Source organism: Flavitalea plasmicola (genome assembly GCF_030546645.1).
GTDB lineage: Bacteria > Bacteroidota > Bacteroidia > Chitinophagales > Chitinophagaceae > Puia.
The window spans coordinates 565,477-583,234 of the sequence record NZ_JAUOTO010000007.1 but is presented as its reverse complement, the minus strand read 5'-3'; the positions used below and the strand labels follow the sequence as shown (position 1 = coordinate 583,234).

Here is a 17,758-nt window from a genome sequence, read left to right as displayed (position 1 = left end):
GTAATTTTCATAAACCACTAATAGGGATTAAATGAGATGCAGGCTGGATAAGGGTTTTAGGTCGTCGGGGGCTATTCTTGGCGGATGGGCGGATTGTAGGAATGGCAAAAATTGTCCGATGAGCGGCGGATATCGGGACGGATGGATAGCCCCGAAGGGAGCCGGGCATGAAAATTTAGGAGGAAGGTTCGACGATGGACGGGTCTGGAATCGCAGGATTAAAATTCGATTAAAAACTGCAAACAAAATCGCTTAGATTCGCACTATCGTATGTTGACGTATATTGTACACAATTTTTATCGATTTGACCTTTCATGATTAGTAAGTTCAAGACCCTTGACAACCAGGAAAAGATCCTGGTTGTGGTAAAGCTGATACTCTGTTTTATTGCGGGCGCCTTATCTGCCTTTCTGCTATTCAAGCTTTTAGGCTTATAGGTTCCTATTTTTTCAGACCTATCTCCCGCAGGCGCTCGTCCAGGTATTCTCCGGCGGTCGCATCCGGATATTGTTTGGGATGCCCCTGATCGATGCAGCCCGGCAGGCAGGCAAGGCTCATTGAGCTCTTGGGATGGAGGAAGAAAGGGATGGAAAACCGGCTGGTTCCCCATTTCTCCCGGGGAGGGTTCACCACGCGGTGGGTAGTAGACTTCAATTTATTATTGGTGAGCCGCTGCAGCATATCTCCCACATTTACAACGATCTGTTCCGGCAAGGAAGTAACGGGCACCCATTCGTTCTGTTTGGAAAGGATCTCCAGGCCATCGGCGGAGGCGCCGATCAGCAAGGTGATCAGGTTGATATCTTCATGTTGTTCAGCGCGTATGGCGGAGCGGGGCTCGCTGGTGATGGGAGGATAGTGAATGGCCCGGAGGATGGAATTGCCGTTGTGCACGTACTGGTCGAAATAGTTTTCGTCCAGTCCCAGGTACAGGGAGATGGCCTTCAGGAGCCGGCTGCCGGAATCTTCAAAGGAACGGTAGGCTTTAAAAAAAGTGGGCGTGAAGTTGATGACCTCCGTCACCGTAACATTCGCGGGATATTCGGCGGCAATGGGATCGCCATCCACAACGGTCTGTCCGAACTGGAAGAACTCTTTAAGGTCGGCGGCTTTGCTGCCTTTTGCGTGCTCTTTGCCGAAAGAGGTGTAACCCCGCTGACCGGCCAGTCCGGGAATCTCGTATTTCTTTTTTACATCAAGGGGAAGGGAGAAAAATTCTTTTGTATTGGAATAGAGCTCCTCTATGGCGGCATCTGTAATACCGTGGTTTTTCACCGCTACGAACCCAACTTCTTCATAGGCTTTACCCAATGCGTTCACAAAAGAGGCTTTTTGTTTAGCGTCACCAGAAAAATCAGCAAGATCTACTACCGGAATGGCCATGGCAAATGTATTTGTGTTTAGAATAAAGTTTTTTGTGATTAGCTTTATCAGTAAAATTAAAACATTTTGAAACACCGCAGGCGGCGTTTTCCGCATTGGATGTTTGTTTTGCTGATGGCCAGCTGCACATCGGCGACCGGGCGATATATTACGGTCAACAAGGTCCCCGAGCTGCCGGCGGGGGCTGATAAGTATGCCTTGCCGGAGTGCTGGGCTGCTCTTCCGGATAAAAGGGATGCTTCGGACAGCATACCGGAACCACTGCGCGCGAGCTGGGTGGCGGACACTACGACTGACGTATTCTTCCTTCATCCCACTACGTTGGTGGATAAGCGTGACGAGCGATGGAATGCGGACATCAATGACTCCGCGCTCAATTCGAAGACGGACCGTACCACGATTCTTTTCCAGGCCAGCGCCTTTAATGAATGCAGGGTATACTCGCCCCGCTACCGGCAGGCGCATATCCGTGCTTACTACAGTCCCGATACGGCCAGGGCGCGGGAAGCCCTGGACCTGGCTTACCAGGATATCCGCGAGGCGTTTATCTACTATTTGGATCACTTCAACCGGGGGAGACCTATCATTATCGCCTCGCATAGCCAGGGGACGACGCATGCCCTGCGGTTGATGAAGGAGTTTTTCGAGAACAAACCACTGGCCCACCGGCTGGTGGCTGCCTATATGATCGGAATGGCATTGCCGGAGGGTTATTTTTCTGCGCTGGCGCCTTGCGCCGACTCGACAGCCACGGGATGTTTTGTAGGCTGGAGAACCCTTAAGGAGGGGTATATGCCGAAGTATGCGAAAAAGGAAAAGTCGCCGTCAGTGACGGTGAATCCCCTGACCTGGACGATGACGGATACGCTTGCTCCCCGTGACATGAATGAGGGGGCCATCCTCACCAGGTTTAACCACCTTGTCCCGCATGTGACGAATGCCCGGATCCACGAAGGTGTGCTGTGGGTGCACCGGCCTTATTTTCCCGGCAGCTTCCTGTTAAGAACACGCAATTATCATATCGGGGATATCAATTTATTCTATTTGAATATCCGGGAGAATATACGGACCAGGATCAGGTCTTACCAGGTGCGTGAGGGCGCTGTCAGGAACGGATGATCAATGAGCGCCTGCCGTCAGCGCTGTGATCTGCGCCTGTTCTTTTTCCGGGAGGTCAACCAGGGCAAAACGTTTGACATCATTGATCAGCTTCTCGTCCATCAGGCTGACGATGTTCTGGTAGCTGGATCCGGAAAAAGGCTTTAGCAACAACATCAACTCTTTTCTGCCGCCTTTGTAGGCGCGGTCCATTGCCATCTGTTTTTGCCGGATGATGTCGCCGATGCCGCCATGCTGATGGTAGGTGGTGACACCGTAGCTTCTCTCCCGAATGGATTGGTCCAGGTCGCCATTGTAATAAAAAACTTTATTGTCTTCGAGGGCCACGACGGTGAGGACGGCATTGTTCCCAATGTTCGAGGGGGGCCCTGCGACCGGCATGATCAGCTGCGTGGCCTTGGGTTTTGTCCAGGCGGTCGTGACCATGAAGAACGTGATGAGCAAGAATCCCAGGTCCACCATGGGAGTGAGGTCTACCCGTGTGGAAAGTTTCTTGCTGCGGCGTACTCCCGGCTTACGGGAATGCGTGGCCGCGCTGGTGAGCTCTGCCATAAAAATGTTGTTTCTATAGAGAGCGCAGTCCGGAAGATTTCCATAAATGTTGATGCGGTGAGCTAGAACTCCGCGCTCTTCGGCGCCCTTGGAAAAGCGATGACATCCCGGATATTCGTCATGCCAGTAATGAAGAGCATCATCCGCTCGAAACCCAGTCCAAAGCCAGCATGCGGTACGGAGCCAAAGCGGCGGGTGTCCAGGTACCACCACATTTCTTCTACGGGTATGTGCATCTCTTTCATGCGGTTTTCCAGCTTTTCCAGTCGCTCTTCTCTTTGTGAGCCGCCTACGATCTCACCGATGCCGGGGACGAGAATATCCATGGCGGCGACGGTCCTGCCATCATCGTTCTGACGCATATAGAAGGCTTTGATATCCCTGGGGTAACCGGTGACGATGACGGGCTTTTTAAAATGTTTTTCCACCAGGTAACGTTCGTGCTCGCTTTGCATGTCGATGCCCCACTTGACCTCGTACTGGAATTTTTTCTTTTTGTAAGCGGGTGACTGCAGCAGTATGTCGATGGCTTCGGTATAGCTGATGCGTTCGAACCGGTTGTTCACGACGAACTCCAGCTTTTCTATCAGGCCCATCTCGCTGCGCTCAGCCTGGGGCTTTTGCTTTTCTTCCTCTGCCAGGCGCTGGGCGAGGAATTCCAGGTCTTCGCGATTGTGCTCCATGACGTACTGGATAAGATAACGGATGAAGGATTCCGCGAGGTCCATATTGTCTTCCAGGTCATAAAAGGCCATTTCCGGCTCGATCATCCAGAACTCGGCCAGGTGGCGGGCCGTATTGGAATTCTCGGCGCGGAAAGTGGGGCCGAAGGTATAAATTTCGCTAAAGGCCATGGCGCCCAGTTCGCCCTCCAGCTGTCCGCTGACGGTGAGATTGGTGGCGCGGCCAAAGAAGTCTTCGCTGAAGTCGATGGTGCCGTCGTCCTTACGGGGGGGATTGTCAAACGGCAGGGTGCTGACGCGGAACATTTCTCCTGCGCCTTCGGCATCGGAAGCAGTGATGACGGGTGTATGGAGATATACGAATCCTTTTTCGTTGTAGAATTTATGAATGGCGAAGGCCAGGGCGTGGCGTACGCGGAAGACGGCGCCGAATGTATTCGTCCTGAACCGGAGATGGGCGATCTCGCGAAGGTATTCCAAAGTGGGCTTGTTCTTCAGCTGCAAGGGATATTGTTCGGGATTGCAGTCTCCGAGGATCTCCACGGAGTGTGCTTTTACTTCTACTTTTTGTCCTTTACCCAGGGAAGGGATGAGCTCTCCCACGACTTTGAGGGCGGCGCCGGGAGTGATCCTTTTCAGTAAAGAGTCGTCAAAAGCGCCCAACGCTACCACGATCTGGAGGGTGTTGTTGGTGGAGCCGTCATTGAGGGCGATGAACTGGTTGTTACGGAAATGCCTTACCCATCCCATGACTGTCACTTCCTGGTTTTTCGGCTCGGTTGCCAGCAGCGCTTTCACTTTGACTCTTGTGTTGAACATATTTTGTTTTATTAGGGAGGGCAAAGATAAGCAAGCGAGGGATTGAGGATGGGCGAAAGTTTTTGAAAATTGTGTTTATGTCTTTGCTAAATTTGTTGGCAAAACCTAATCATATGAATACGTCGTTTTCTGAAAGTGAATATAAAGCCTTTGTTACGGAAGTGAAGGCAAAGGTTTACCAGTTGCAGCATGAGGCCTTCAGGCAGGTGAATAGATCTTTGATCCAGCTATACTGGGAAATTGGGAAAAGCATTGTTGAGAAACAGAAGCAACATGGCTGGGGGAAATCGGTAGTGGGCAATTTATCGAAAGACCTTCAAAATGAGTTTCCGGGTATGAATGGATTTTCTGTGCAAAACCTCTGGTATATGCGGAAGTTCTATACCCAATATTCAATTCTCCAAGGGAGCATTGGAGAAATCGGATGGAGCCATAATATTGCCATTATGGATAAATGCAAAAGCCTGGAAGAGAGCTTGTTTTACATAGGAATGGCGAAAAAATACGGGTGGACGAGGGATGTACTGGTCCACCAAATCGAGGGCAAAAGCTATGAACAGTACCTGCTGGGGCAGACCAATTTCGACCAAACCCTTCCTGAGAAATACAAGAACCAGGCAAAGCTGGCGGTGAAGGACGAGTATAACCTGGAATTCCTGGAATTGACCGAGAAGCACAACGAAAAAGGCCATTATGGAGCTGCAAGCTTCGAGCTGCAAGCTACAAGGGGCATAATTAGTCAGGCTTGCAGCTGGTAGCTTGTGGCTTGTAGCTGGTTTTGGGGAATCAGTTCAAGCTGGAAGTCGGATCGGAAAATTTTTATATAGACATTTTACTGTTTCATAGGAGACTGAAAGCGTTGGTAGCGCTGGAATTGAAGACCGGGTCTTTCAAGCCGGAATATGCCGGGAAGATGAGCTTTTACCTGACGGTATTGAACGAAAAGGTCAAAACGGAGGAAGAAGTGGCTTCTATTGGCATTATCATCTGCAAGGATAAGGACAGGACCATTGTGGAATATGCCTTAAAGGATAAATCACACCCTATGGGGGTGGCATCTTACAGGGTCACGTCTGAATTGCCACAGGCACTGAAAGAATATCTGCCATCAGCGGAAGTGATTACTGGCAGTGTGTCGCATATTCTGGATGTTTTGGCAAAATAGATGTCCTTTAAGGAGGGACTACGAAAAAAAATTGTTATTTTTGTTGACGAAACCTGCTGTAAAACAAGCGGTTTTAAAATTTTTTTTTGATTTTTCCTTTTTTATGCTAAAATTGCAGTGGAATTAAGCTGATCAGTTTCTCTTATCCAATGCTCACAGCTCATCAGTTTTAACTCATTCCGTTCATCAATAATCAAAATTCATTTTTCACATTTTCAACTAGACAGGCCGGGCTGTTTGAGAATGGTGTTCAACTCTCAAGTTATTTTATGTACGATATTCTCCAATTGAACGACATGCTCGTTCCAGAGCTGCTAGATATTGCTGAGCAGCTTAAAATCACAGGCGCCAAAAAGCTGGATAAACAAGAGCTGGTATACAAGATACTGGACAAGCAAGCTTTGACGAGCGACAGCAAGCCTGAAGCGGCCGATGACAAACCTAAAAGGAAACGCATTATAAAGACGACCACGGCCAATAGTACCGAGGAAGCCATTGTGGAAAGCGGCCTGGAGGAAAGACCCAAGAAGGCGGCAGCGCCTGCGCCTGCGGCTATTGAAGGAAAGAAAGACTCCCGCAAAAAAGAAGAAAAGCCCCTGCTGAAGAAAATAGGACGCAAGAAAGAGGATGTCGAAGAGGACGCTCCTGCCGTTGTGGCGCCTGCAGCAAAGGCACAGCCCCAGCCGCAGCCCATGAAAGTGCATCAGCCTGCTCCCCAGCCGCAGCCTCAGGAACAGGGAGAGATGATAGAAGACGAGGATGAAGGAGAAGACGATGACTCTTCCCGTCAGATGATGCAGGACGATGCTGATTCCATGCAGGATGTAAACCGCGGTGGTGATTCACAGGCCAGCAAGCTCTATCCACAACGCAGAAATGAGGTTTTCAATATCGAGTTCGATGGTGTGATACAGGCTGAAGGCGTGTTGGAAATGATGCCCGACGGTTATGGATTCTTACGCAGCAGCGACTACAACTATCTTTCCTCTCCCGATGACGTGTATGTAAGTCCTTCACAGATAAAATTATTTGGTCTGAAGACAGGGGATACGGTGCATGGCGCCGTTCGTCCTCCGAAGGAAGGTGAAAAATATTTTGCCTTGTTGAAGGTAGAGACGATCAACAGCAAAGGTCCCGAAGAAGTGCGTGACCGCGTACCTTTCGATTACCTGACACCGCTGTTCCCTTTCGAAAAGCTGAACCTTTTCACAATACCCAGCGACTACTCCACGCGTATCATCGATCTGTTCACGCCTATTGGTAAAGGCCAGCGTGGCCTGATCGTGGCGCAGCCCAAAACGGGTAAGACGATGTTGCTGAAAGCCGTGGCAAATGCCATCGCGGCCAATCATCCGGAATGTTACCTGATGATCGTGCTGGTAGATGAGCGTCCTGAGGAAGTTACGGACATGGAGCGCAGCGTAAAAGCGGAGGTGATCGCTTCCACTTTTGACGAGCCTGCTGAAAAGCATGTAAAAGTTTCTACCATTGCCCTGCAAAAGGCCAAGCGCCTGGTTGAGTGCGGCCATGATGTAGTGATCCTGCTGGATTCCATCACGCGTCTGGCCCGTGCGCACAATACGGTGGCTCCCGCTTCCGGTAAGGTCCTCTCCGGTGGTGTCGAAGCCAATGCTATGCAGAAGCCCAAACAATTCTTTGGCGCCGCCCGTAAGATCGAGAATGGCGGCTCGCTCACTATCCTGGCTACGGCCCTTATCGACACGGGTTCCAAGATGGACGAAGTGATCTTCGAGGAGTTCAAGGGAACAGGTAATATGGAATTGCAGCTGGACCGCCGCCTGGCCAACAGGCGTGTCTATCCGGCGATCGACCTCGTGTCCAGCTCTACCCGTCGTGACGACCTGCTACTGGAAAGGGAAGTATTGCAACGGATGAACCTCTTACGGGTTTACCTGAACGATATGAATCCGGAGGAAGCCATGAATGAGCTGCTGAAGCGCATGCGGGGAACGAAGAGCAACGAAGAGTTCCTGGCGAGCATGAATTCGTAAGATCTGAAATTTATCATAGGAAACCACTCCCCTACGGAGTGGTTTTTATTTTGTCGATCTTTTTAGCCAGGGCGCGGTCTTTATCGGTGACGATGTTACCTGCGTCATGCGTGGATAACCAGATCTCGACCTGGTTGTAGACATTTGTCCACAAAGGGTGATGGTCCATCTTTTCCGCCGCCAGGGCCACCCGGGTCATGAAGGCAAAGGCTTCCGAGAAGTCTTTGAACTCGAATTTGCTATAGAGGCTGTTGTTTTTTTCTTCCCACATACTAATAGCGTTTAATTTTAAACCCGCAAAAGCTTCGAGCTTCGAGCTGTGAGCCGCGAGCCTGGATTTAAAGGTACAAGGTTCGAGCCAGAAACAGCTGTGAGCTACAAGCTACAAGCTGCAAGCGACTAGCCAGGGACTTAATTAAGCCAACTTGTAGCTTGTAGCTTGCCGCTTGCAGCTAAAAGATCAGGTGTCCTTTATTGCGGATCTTGTCCTGTACCAGCTCGGTCACTAATTGGACGGCGGGCATGGACTTAATGCAATTGATCAGGTCGTTCAGCTTTTCGTCTGTCACCAGATCGCCTTTGAGGAGCCATAAAAAATCCAGGTGCTTGAATTCGGGCAGCAGGTACTCTCCGTCGCACTGGTTGTTATAAAGAAAATGCTGCAGGGAATTATTCGTCTCCTGGAACTCGTAGACACCGAAGAAATATTTCCGCTGTTTTTTTGTGAGCTGGATCTCTATGTCGTGGTTGATGCGAAAGTCAAACCGCAGCCGGTTGTTCAACTGCCAGCAGAACTGATAGTCCTTCACGGGCGCGACCACGCCCAGCAGGCGGGTGCCTTCGAAGAACTCTCCCGTCATGTCCTCTATGTTTAATTTCAGCTTCATGTCGTGTTGCGGTCAGAATTGTACGGCTGCCTGGAGGACCTCATTGCCACGCCGGTATTTTACAGTGGTGGTATCTCCTTTCTGGAATTTCGAGAGGGCTTCCATGTATCTTTCCATTGAAGGTACCGGATAATCTCCCAGCTGCACGATGACGTCGCCAGCTTTTATTCCAGCTTTCTGGGCGGGCCTTCCTTCGCTGATGCCATCGGCCCGGACGCCGCTGCCGCTGAAGGTGTAATCCGGCATGATGCCCAGGGTGACGGTGAACCGGGGTCCGCCCATCTGCATCTCTTTGGTTTTCGTGAAAGCCAGCTTGCCTTTTTTGTTGAGTGCTTCCACTACCTCGTACACAAACTTCACCACCTGGAGCTCGCCGGTGTAATTGATCTTATCGGCATCGTCCGTTGGTTTGTGGTAATCTTCGTGAAGGCCGGTGAAAAAGAACAGGACGGGGATGTCTTTCCTGTAGAAGGACGTATGATCGCTGGGCCCTACCCCACTGCTGTCATAATGAAAGGCAAAGAATTTTTTGTCCTGCGCGTTGTTGCAGGCCTCGGCCCAGATGGGGGAGGTGCCGTAGCCGCCGATGTTCAGGGCATGGGTGCTGTCCTTCAGCCGGCCGACCATGTCCAGGTTGATCATATAGTTCACCTTAGCGAGGTCGACGGTGGGATGGTCTACAAAATATTTCGATCCGAACAGGCCCAGCTCTTCGCCGGAAAAGGCGATAAAAAGATAATTATTGGCTTTCAGGGTGGATGCTTTCAGCAGCCGGGCCAGTTCGATGACGGCTGCCACGCCGCTGGCATTATCGTCGGCCCCGTTGAAAATTTGTTTTTCGGTCCCTCTGTACAGGCCGTTGCTGTCCTCTCCGTATCCCAGGTGGTCATAGTGCGCCCCGATGATGACCGTGGTGGCGGCTCCGTTGTCCAGGTAGCCGATGATATTATGGCCGGTGCGCTTTTTCTCAGTAAATCCCACCTTCAGTCGTATCTCCAGGCTGGCGGACTCGTCCTTCAGGTATTTTCTCCTTGCTTCCCGGGTGATGTAAAACAGGGGGAAGACGGCCGGTTCGGAGCGGTCTTTCGGATCGAAGGCCAGGTTATCGGCTATTTTGGAGGTATTATACAGAATGAGGGCGGTGGCTCCCTTTTTGGCGCATTCCTTTGCCTTGGCGCGGATGGCGGCAGGCAGGTCGAAATGCGGATTGCCTTTATTGGTCTCCAGCAGCTCTTTCAGGTCCAGGAACCAGGGGTCTCCCTTTTCCTGCAGGGCAATGGCGGGGCTGCCGGAGACGGCTCCCTCAGCGCTGTAGGCCAGCGGAAAATATTCTTTGTTGAGGATCAATGCTTTGTCGTCGATGGTAAAAGAGGTCTGGTCGCTGATCTGCCGGCCTTCGTTGACTTCGAAGGACTGTTTCCAGCCATTATTGTCTCCTTTCGGCTGGAGGCCGGACCTGGCAAAACCGATGCTGATATAGTCGCCTGCAGCCAGTTCGCCGGGAGTACCCGTGCGTCGTCCTTCGAGCTTGTCGTCGGCCAGGAACCGGATGTGGGTATCCAGGTTGGCAAGGGTGACCTTATCGGCTTTTTTCAACTTTTGGGCAGATAGGGTCAGGAAGGGTAAAATCAGGGTAAGTGTGACGATCTTGATACGAAAAAGCATAAAAATCGGTTTAACAAGATGTTCTGGGAATTTTACATCCGGTCTGGCAAAGGTAGGGGTCCGGCGGCCTTCCGGGTTAACCCAGGATTAATAATTGGTCAAAACTTTTCTACACTCGTCTTTTTTCCTTTAGTTTTGCAGATTGCCCTTGCCGGATTGGGACGGGAGTTACTCTCTCCGAAGAAAAAGGGTATATTGTCAATCAACGATATGGCATTACCGCACCTTATTAAGTATGTGTACACCAATGGGACCGACGAAGTGATCCGCCGGGGGAAAAAGATCCATGCTATTGGTTATGTCGAACTGGTGGAATACGATGAGCTATTCGAATCGGTGACCTTCCGGGTGAAGGACGATAGCTATTCGACGTATTACAAGGTGTACGTGCAGAAGTTCAAGGACGCCAAGACGCTTTCCATCCGATGTAGCTGTCCGTATAACCTGGGTGATATCTGCCGCCATGAAGCCGCGGCCCTTATCCAGCTGCAGGAGCTGTTGGACAGGAACATGCTGAAGGCGGAGGAGGTATTATACGACCAGCAGCATACGGTGGTGAAGATGAAGTTCATCGACCTGAAAAGCATCCGGCTGCTCTGCAGTGCGGAGTCCCTGGGGGAGGCGGAAAAATACCTGCGTACGCAGAAGGCCAAGATCGAATATGCCAAGGAGGAGACCGTAAAAGCTACGGTAGAGCTGGATGGGTCGGTGTACCAGGTGGTGCTGCGGAAGAACGAGGAGCGGAATTTCGATACCAGCAGCGATTACCCGGATACGGCGCACCCGTTGTGCCTGCCTAAGGTGATCGTTTTCCTGCAGCTGCTGCACGCGCACGGCGCCCATTATTTCGACAGCATCCGCAACTGGGATAAGGAAAAGAACAAGCTATTAGAAGCATATGGGTATTCTCTTTCGGATGACCTGAAAGGGAAATTTGAATTTACCTACAAGGACGGCAAGCCATTCCTGCGGGTGCTGGACATGTCCATCAAGCGGGTGGCGCCTATTGCTTCAGGCCGTGCCAGGCCGGTGGAGGCGGAACAGCCTGCCACCCTGGTGACAGAGGAAGAAAAGTCCGTCGGAGTGGCCCAACGGCTGGGCATTGTATTTAATTTTAATCATGCCAGCTTCCCGGGTTTTGCGCTGGATGCCATTGCGGGGGAAAGTAACGAAGAGCAATCGGCCTATTCTGGGAAGGTGGAAAAGATGGACCTCACCAAGTTCGTCAATACGGACTCGTTCTCCGAGTTCGATAAGCAGCTGATCCCCTCCCTCCGTAAGATGCAGGGGCCGGAGATCAGCAAATATCTCAACCGTAACTCTCCTTTCAGCGGTATCTGGGAAAATATCATTCATCACGAGGAGGACGATCTTCCCGAGGAGACGAAAAAGCTGATGGTGGAATACCTGCATCCCAAGCTGAAGAAGCTGTTTGCGGAAGTAAATGCCAATCCTTTCATTTTCTTTCTCAACGGGCACAAGCCTTTTAAAACGACCAATCTCCAGCCCATCGGGCTTTCCGGGGACGCTGTCACGCCTTTCTTCAGCGTATCTGCCGGGAAGGACGGCTTTGAGCTTACCTGCTATGTAAAGATCAACGGGCAACCGGTGGAACTGGCTCAAAATGAGTGTAAGAGCAGCCTGGTCTTTTCCTACAACAACAACCTGTATTGCTGGAACAAGCCGGAAGATATCGCGCTGATCGAAAGGTTCTCCGGGAAGGAGAAATGGGTGATCGAAAAAGCGGACTGGGCAAAGCAATTAAAGGAATTCATTCTGCCCCTGACCCGGGAGTACCATGTGGATTTCGACAATGCCCTGGTGAAAGAGGTGAAGGACGGGGAGCCGGAAAAGAAGCTATTGTTGCAGGAGAAAGGCGATTACCTGGTGTTCCAGCCGCTGTTCTCCTATAAGGGCTTCGAGACCCGGCCGGGAGGCAAGGACGAGATCATCGTGCCTGACGGCGACCAGGTGCTGATCGTGCATCGCAACAGGGAGGCGGAGCTGCAGTTCTTCCGCAAGCTGGAATCCCTGCATTCGCAGTTCCTTCACCCGGAAAGCGCCCATTCCCTGGCGCTGAAGGGGGCTGACGTGCTGAAGAATAACTGGTTCTTCCTTTTCGTGGATGCCATGGAGGAAATGAAGATACCGGTGTATGGATTTGAGGCGTTGAAGAACTTCCGGTTTAATACCGCCAAGCCGCAGACGAAGATACATATCAGCAGCAATACCGATTGGTTTGATGCGCGGGTGGACATTGTCTTCGGTGACCAGAAGGTGACGATCGCGGACGTAAAGAAGGCGTTGGCGAATCGCCAGCAGTTTGTGCCGCTGGATGACGGTACGTTAGGGGTCCTTCCGGAAGAATGGATAAAAAAATACTCTCTCCTGTTCCGCGTGGGTGAAGGAAAGAGCAACCAGCTTCGACTGTCGAAATATCATATGAGCGTCATTGACGAGCTGTATGACAATCGCAACGAGGAAGAGCTGATCATCCGCCTGGAGGAAAAATATGAGCAGCTGCGGGAGTTCAACCGGATCCGGGAGATCCCTGCGCCGGCTCACCTGGAGCCCATTCTCCGGCCATACCAGGTACATGGGTTCCACTGGCTGAATTATTTGCAGGAGGTGAATTGGGGCGGCATCCTGGCGGACGATATGGGTCTTGGTAAGACGATCCAGGCCCTTTCTTTCCTGCAGCATTACAGGGATGCGAATGGCCGGCTGAGCGCCCTGGTGGTCTGTCCCACCACCCTGATGTTCAACTGGGAGAATGAAATAAAGAAGTTTACCCCGGAGCTGACCTACCATATCCATCATGGGGGCGACCGGACGAGGAATAAGCAGGCGTTGAGCGAATACAACGTCATCATCACCACCTACGGCACTTTGCGCAGCGATATCAAGCTGCTGCTGGAGATTGCTTTCGACTATGCGGTGCTGGATGAATCGCAGGCGATCAAGAACCCGGGCAGCAAGGTGACGAAAGCGGCCTGCCTGCTGCATGCCAAACACCGGCTGTGCATGAGTGGTACACCTCTTCAAAATAACACGTTTGATATATTTGCCCAGATGAACTTCCTCAACCCGGGGATGCTGGGCAGCATCGAATTCTTCCGGCAGGAGTTTGCCGTGCCCATCGATAAGTTCGGGGAGCAGGACAGGAAGGATCATTTGCGCAAGCTGCTCTATCCCTTTATTCTCCGGCGAACCAAGGAGCAGGTGGCGAAGGACCTGCCTGAAAAGACGGAGACCATTCTCTTTTGCGAGATGGAAGACGAGCAGCGGAAGGTGTACGACGCTTACCGCAATGACTACCGGGACAAGATCCTGGGCACCATCGAGACGCAGGGTATCCAGCGGAGCCAGCTCACCATCCTGCAGGGCCTGATGAAGCTGCGGCAGATATGCGATTCTCCGGCGATCCTCAATGAGCAGGACCGCTATCCCAACCATTCCATCAAGCTGGACGAGCTGGCCCGCGAGATCACGGAGAACATCGGCGATCACAAGGCGCTTATCTTCTCCCAGTTCCTGGGTATGCTGGCGCTGATCCGTGAGCGACTGAAGGAGCTGGATGTTAAGTTTGAATATTTTGACGGCAGCACATCGGCAGTGGAGCGGGAAAGGGCGATTCAGAGCTTCCAGGGAGATGACAGCTGCCGGGTATTCCTGATCTCTCTCAAGGCCGGCGGCGTGGGTCTGAACCTCACGGCCGCGGACTATGTCTATATTGTCGATCCATGGTGGAACCCTGCCGTGGAGCAACAGGCTATCGACCGGACCCATCGTATCGGTCAGACGAAGAATATCTTTGCCTATCGTATGATCTGTAAGGACACGATCGAGGATAAGATCCTGCAATTGCAGGAAAAGAAGCGAATTCTCGCGAAGGATCTTATTGCAGATGACGATGGTTTTGTGAAGAGTCTGACCAGGGCGGATGTGGAATATCTATTCTCTTAGTATGGAATAAGTATCTGGTTTATTGCATTAATATTGAGCCCAATTGGCCAAGCCCAATTGGGCTCAGCCATCTAATGTCTGAGTCCATCGTCGGAGCTGCTTCGACACGCTCCTCCTCGGCAGAGCTACGGTCGCAACACTGTTGCGACCTTGCCCGCAACCTTCGCCCTGCTCGGTTGCCTTCGCTGCTCTCGGTTACGGACAACGAACCTCCGGTTCGTTCTATTCACCGACAAAAATTGGAAGATGTTGGTACGGTTCACCCTGCCGGCAGGCTATTTTGCCATTGGTATATCCCCGATTGCAGGGGAGTAAACCGGCTATTACTTTTGAGGTCCATGAGAAAGCACCGCTAAATAAAAGAAAGGATATGATCAAGTATTTACTTTTTGTAACAATAGCTTTGTGTTTTCTTACAACCGCTTCATTTTCACAGACTAAGATCAAGGGGTCCGTGAAGGGCACCCTTGTGGACACGGTGGGGGGATCCCAGGTCCTCGGCAATGCCACGGTGGCGCTGACGCCTGCCAAAGGGGATTCCACCGATACGGATTTCATTATCACCGACAAAAAAGGAACTTTTGCGTTCAAGGGGCTGGATTCCGGCGTCTATCGCCTGGAGATCTCTTACCAGGGATATGCTCCTATCCGCAGGACCATTACCATCGATGCGGCGACACCGGACCATGACCTGGCGGTGCTGTATATGAGCCGCAGCAATGATATGATGGAGGCAGTGGTGGTGCAACGGCCGCCTATCAGCATTAAGAAAGATACGGTGGAGTATACCGCCGGGATGTTCGCGACGAAGCCCAATGCGGTGGCGGAAGACCTGTTGAAAAAGATGCCGGGTATCCAGGTGGATAAAAGCGGCACTGTCACGGCGCAAGGCGAGACGGTCTCCCGGGTGCTGGTGAATGGCAAGCGGTTCTTTAGCGATGATCCGAAGATGGCGACGCGCAACCTGCCGCCGGACATCATCGACAAGATCCAGGTCTTCGACGATCTCAGCGACCAGAGCAAGTTCACGGGTTTTGACGATGGCAACCGGGTGAAGACGATCAATATTGTCACGAAGAAGGATAAAAGACAGGGCTATTTCGGGAAGGCGGTGGCGGGAGCCGGGACAAATGAGAACTATGATGCCAGTGTCAACATGCATCGGTTCGATGGGGAGCAACAGATCTCCGTCCTGGGACAGGCCAATGACATCAATAAGCAGAATTTTTCCCAGGCGGATATTTTTGGATCAGGTGGCGGACGTCGTGGTGGCGGCGGGGGTTTTGGCGGCGGCGGTGGCGGTGGTAGCAGCGGAGGAAGTGGTATCACGACCGTTTGGGCGGGCGGGGCCAATTACCGGAATGCGCTGAGCCCCAAGACTGATCTGACGGCCAGTTATTTTTTCAATCAGCAACACGTCTCCGTCGCGCAGTCGGACAGTGTCATTAAGCCCATCAATACGGACACCACTCAAACCAGCGCGGGCGGCAATTATAGTTTATCGAGAAGTGAGAACCACCGGATCTTCATGAACCTGGAAGAGCGATTTGACAGCAGCAATTCGCTGGTGTTCCGGCCGAACGTCACTTTCCAGCACAGCAGTCCCACTGCTACTTCCTCCAGCTATGCGGTGGACAATTTCGGCAACCCGATCAACCGGAGCGTCTCCCGGAACAACAGCTATACGCATGGGTTCAATATCAATGGCACGAACCTCCAGCTGCGGCATAAATTCAAAAAGCCGTTCAGGACGATGTCGCTGGACCTGAATGTCTCTTCCAACGTGAATAACGGCACGGGTTTCAACAATGCGGTGAATACCCTGTACAAGCTGGGTGAGGTGGACACGCTGAACCAATATTATGTCAATTCTTATCACGGTACGACCCTCAGCCCCACCCTGTCGTACACAGAGCCCATTGCCAAGGACCAGATCCTGGAGTTCAATTACAACCATTCCTATACGAATAACAAGACCCTGAACAATACCTTTGATTTTTCCGATTCGACGCACAGCTATAGCAGATTTGACAGCCTCTTCAGCAATTCCTACAAGTTCGTATCGAACTCGGACAGGTTTACCCTGAACTACCGGATCCAGAATATCAAATATAATTTTTCCGCCGGGTCGGGGATCCAGTTCACCCATTACAATAGCGACAACCTTACAAAGGGCATTACCGTGGCGCGCAATTATGTGAACCTCACTCCTACGATGAATTTCCAGTATCTCTGGTCCCGGACCTCCCACCTTCGGGTGAACTATTCCGGCAGGACGGGGCAGCCATCGGCCTCGCAGCTGCAGCCACTGACGACCACGGGCGACCAGATCAGCTATACGGTGGGTAACCCGGACCTGAAACCGCAGTTCACCCATAGTCTGCGGGTGCTGTATACGAATTTCCAGCCCGCCAACCAGCGGGTGCTATTCGCCACGGTGAATGCCAGCACCACGGTGAATGATATCCAATCCCTCTTCTGGTATAATGCAAAGGGCGGTCAGACCACCACGTATGTCAACCTGGGGGGGACCTGGAATGTATCGGGCTATTTCAATTATGGATTTCCCCTGAAAAAGCCGAAGTCGAATGTGAACTTCATCACGAATATCAACTATTCGCAAAGCCAGTCTTTGTGGGCGCAGGATTCCCTGGCGGCGTTGTCTCACGAGGTACAGCATCTTTTTGTGCACAATACCACCATGACGGAGACGGTGAGCTGGACGACGAATATCAAGAAGAACTTCGACATGAATTTCAGCTCTGCCACCACGTATAATATCGCCAGGAGGCAGTCGGCCATTATTGCCAAGAATGCGGGCGGGGAGAACAACAACAACCTGAATTATTTTACGGAGGTCCTTTCGGCGGAGATCACTGCTTATACCAATAGCGGGTGGCTGATAGCTACTTCTTTCGACTATACCTATACCAATAACCATTCCAGCGGGTATAATGCCAGTGTACCTTTGCTGAATCCCAGCATTGCCAAACAGCTGTTCAAGAAGAAGAATGGAGAGCTTCGGCTGACGGTGTTCGATCTGCTAAACCAGAATGTCTCCGTTACCAAGTCGGTGGGGAACACCGGGCAGATCACGTACAACAGGACCAACGTGCTGACGAGGTATGCCATGCTGACCTTTACGTATAATCTCAACAATTTTGCCGGGTCCAACCAGCGGCGAATGCCCGGGTTCTTCCCTGGCCGCAGAGGTGGCGGTGGATTTCATGATGGAGGGGGAGGCGGGTTCCGCGGGGGGCCGCCGGAATAAGCTTATGTAAGAAATTCCAGGAGGTGAAACGTATAAAAAACCCCGCTTTACGGCGGGGTTCCTGTTTTAGTATCTTTTTTGTGTCACCGGCGATTGGCCAACCAGGATGACGGACAATATCGTACCCAGGAATCTGGAGATCTTAGAAGAAGGGCGATATATGTCCTTGTAAATCTTTGTGTTACGTGTGTCGAAAGACATATGGGTCTTGTTCATCGGCATTGGGTTTAAGATTG

At 51.6% G+C, this 17,758-nt stretch carries 13 protein-coding genes; 6 read left to right on the top strand and 7 right to left on the bottom strand.

All coding sequences use genetic code 11. The annotated features are described in order from the left end of the window. Positions 1–441 precede the first annotated feature (441 nt). Positions 442–1,383 carry an isopenicillin N synthase family dioxygenase gene (locus tag Q4E93_RS27760; protein ID WP_303590946.1) on the bottom strand — a complete coding sequence of 314 codons (942 nt, stop codon included), beginning with the start codon at positions 1,381–1,383 and terminating at the stop codon, positions 442–444. A gap of 66 nt (positions 1,384–1,449) precedes the next feature. Here Q4E93_RS27760 and Q4E93_RS27755 point away from each other — a divergent pair, with 66 nt between their 5' ends. Beyond that, positions 1,450–2,502, top strand: a complete 1,053-nt coding sequence (locus Q4E93_RS27755; protein ID WP_303590944.1) for a DUF3089 domain-containing protein — start codon at positions 1,450–1,452, stop codon at positions 2,500–2,502. On the opposite strand, the gene Q4E93_RS27750 is transcribed toward Q4E93_RS27755, so the two are convergent. Together Q4E93_RS27750 and asnS are read right to left on the bottom strand one after the other, a co-directional pair. Beyond that, on the bottom strand, positions 2,503–3,054 hold the full coding sequence (locus Q4E93_RS27750) for an ExbD/TolR family protein (RefSeq protein WP_303590942.1): 552 nt from the start codon (positions 3,052–3,054) through the stop codon (positions 2,503–2,505). It lies immediately after the preceding gene. A gap of 62 nt (positions 3,055–3,116) precedes the next feature. Then, positions 3,117–4,556, bottom strand: a complete 1,440-nt coding sequence (asnS, locus tag Q4E93_RS27745) for an asparagine--tRNA ligase (RefSeq protein WP_303590941.1) — start codon at positions 4,554–4,556, stop codon at positions 3,117–3,119. A 113-nt stretch (positions 4,557–4,669) separates the two neighbouring features. On the opposite strand from asnS, the gene Q4E93_RS27740 reads away from it, so the two are divergent. The 3 genes from Q4E93_RS27740 (at position 4,670) to rho (ending at position 7,733) form a co-directional block, all read left to right on the top strand. Then, positions 4,670–5,314, top strand: a complete 645-nt coding sequence (locus Q4E93_RS27740; RefSeq protein ID WP_303590939.1) for a DUF1016 N-terminal domain-containing protein — start codon at positions 4,670–4,672, stop codon at positions 5,312–5,314. A 20-nt stretch (positions 5,315–5,334) separates the two neighbouring features. Continuing rightward, positions 5,335–5,721 carry a PDDEXK nuclease domain-containing protein gene (locus Q4E93_RS27735; protein WP_303590937.1) on the top strand — a complete coding sequence of 129 codons (387 nt, stop codon included), beginning with the start codon at positions 5,335–5,337 and terminating at the stop codon, positions 5,719–5,721. A 269-nt stretch (positions 5,722–5,990) separates the two neighbouring features. After that, the gene (gene rho / locus Q4E93_RS27730; RefSeq protein WP_303590936.1) at positions 5,991–7,733 is read left to right on the top strand and encodes a transcription termination factor Rho; all 1,743 of its coding nucleotides are present in this window, start codon (positions 5,991–5,993) and stop codon (positions 7,731–7,733) included. A 31-nt stretch (positions 7,734–7,764) separates the two neighbouring features. On the opposite strand, the gene Q4E93_RS27725 is transcribed toward rho, so the two are convergent. The 3 genes from Q4E93_RS27725 to Q4E93_RS27715 all read right to left on the bottom strand — a co-directional run bounded on the left by Q4E93_RS27725 (position 7,765) and on the right by Q4E93_RS27715 (position 10,285). Further along, positions 7,765–8,010 carry a 4a-hydroxytetrahydrobiopterin dehydratase gene (locus tag Q4E93_RS27725; protein ID WP_368501904.1) on the bottom strand — a complete coding sequence of 82 codons (246 nt, stop codon included), beginning with the start codon at positions 8,008–8,010 and terminating at the stop codon, positions 7,765–7,767. Positions 8,011–8,185: 175 nt separating this feature from the next. After that, entirely contained in the window at positions 8,186–8,620 is a 435-nt protein-coding gene (locus Q4E93_RS27720; RefSeq protein WP_303590934.1) for an IPExxxVDY family protein, read from the bottom strand. A gap of 12 nt (positions 8,621–8,632) precedes the next feature. Next, positions 8,633–10,285, bottom strand: coding sequence for a M20/M25/M40 family metallo-hydrolase (locus Q4E93_RS27715; protein ID WP_303590933.1), 1,653 nt, complete (start codon positions 10,283–10,285; stop codon positions 8,633–8,635). A gap of 210 nt (positions 10,286–10,495) precedes the next feature. On the opposite strand from Q4E93_RS27715, the gene Q4E93_RS27710 reads away from it, so the two are divergent. Together Q4E93_RS27710 and Q4E93_RS27705 are read left to right on the top strand one after the other, a co-directional pair. After that, on the top strand, positions 10,496–14,251 hold the full coding sequence (locus Q4E93_RS27710) for a DEAD/DEAH box helicase (RefSeq protein WP_303590931.1): 3,756 nt from the start codon (positions 10,496–10,498) through the stop codon (positions 14,249–14,251). Positions 14,252–14,621: 370 nt separating this feature from the next. Continuing rightward, the gene (locus tag Q4E93_RS27705) at positions 14,622–17,522 is read left to right on the top strand and encodes a TonB-dependent receptor (protein ID WP_303590929.1); all 2,901 of its coding nucleotides are present in this window, start codon (positions 14,622–14,624) and stop codon (positions 17,520–17,522) included. Between the two features lie 66 nt (positions 17,523–17,588). Here Q4E93_RS27705 and Q4E93_RS27700 read toward each other — a convergent pair whose 3' ends face one another. Continuing rightward, positions 17,589–17,738 carry a hypothetical protein gene (locus tag Q4E93_RS27700; protein WP_303590926.1) on the bottom strand — a complete coding sequence of 50 codons (150 nt, stop codon included), beginning with the start codon at positions 17,736–17,738 and terminating at the stop codon, positions 17,589–17,591. Positions 17,739–17,758 lie beyond the last annotated feature (20 nt).

Coding starts and splice junctions, on each gene's coding strand:
- Q4E93_RS27750 (WP_303590942.1), bottom strand. CDS start 3,054: ATGGCAGAGCTCACCAGCGCGGCCACGCATTCCCGTAAGCCGGGAGTA.
- Q4E93_RS27720 (WP_303590934.1), bottom strand. CDS start 8,620: ATGAAGCTGAAATTAAACATAGAGGACATGACGGGAGAGTTCTTCGAA.
- Q4E93_RS27700 (WP_303590926.1), bottom strand. CDS start 17,738: ATGAACAAGACCCATATGTCTTTCGACACACGTAACACAAAGATTTAC.
- Q4E93_RS27710 (WP_303590931.1), top strand. CDS start 10,496: ATGGCATTACCGCACCTTATTAAGTATGTGTACACCAATGGGACCGAC.
- asnS (WP_303590941.1), bottom strand. CDS start 4,556: ATGTTCAACACAAGAGTCAAAGTGAAAGCGCTGCTGGCAACCGAGCCG.
- Q4E93_RS27740 (WP_303590939.1), top strand. CDS start 4,670: ATGAATACGTCGTTTTCTGAAAGTGAATATAAAGCCTTTGTTACGGAA.
- Q4E93_RS27760 (WP_303590946.1), bottom strand. CDS start 1,383: ATGGCCATTCCGGTAGTAGATCTTGCTGATTTTTCTGGTGACGCTAAA.
- Q4E93_RS27715 (WP_303590933.1), bottom strand. CDS start 10,285: ATGCTTTTTCGTATCAAGATCGTCACACTTACCCTGATTTTACCCTTC.
- Q4E93_RS27705 (WP_303590929.1), top strand. CDS start 14,622: ATGATCAAGTATTTACTTTTTGTAACAATAGCTTTGTGTTTTCTTACA.
- rho (WP_303590936.1), top strand. CDS start 5,991: ATGTACGATATTCTCCAATTGAACGACATGCTCGTTCCAGAGCTGCTA.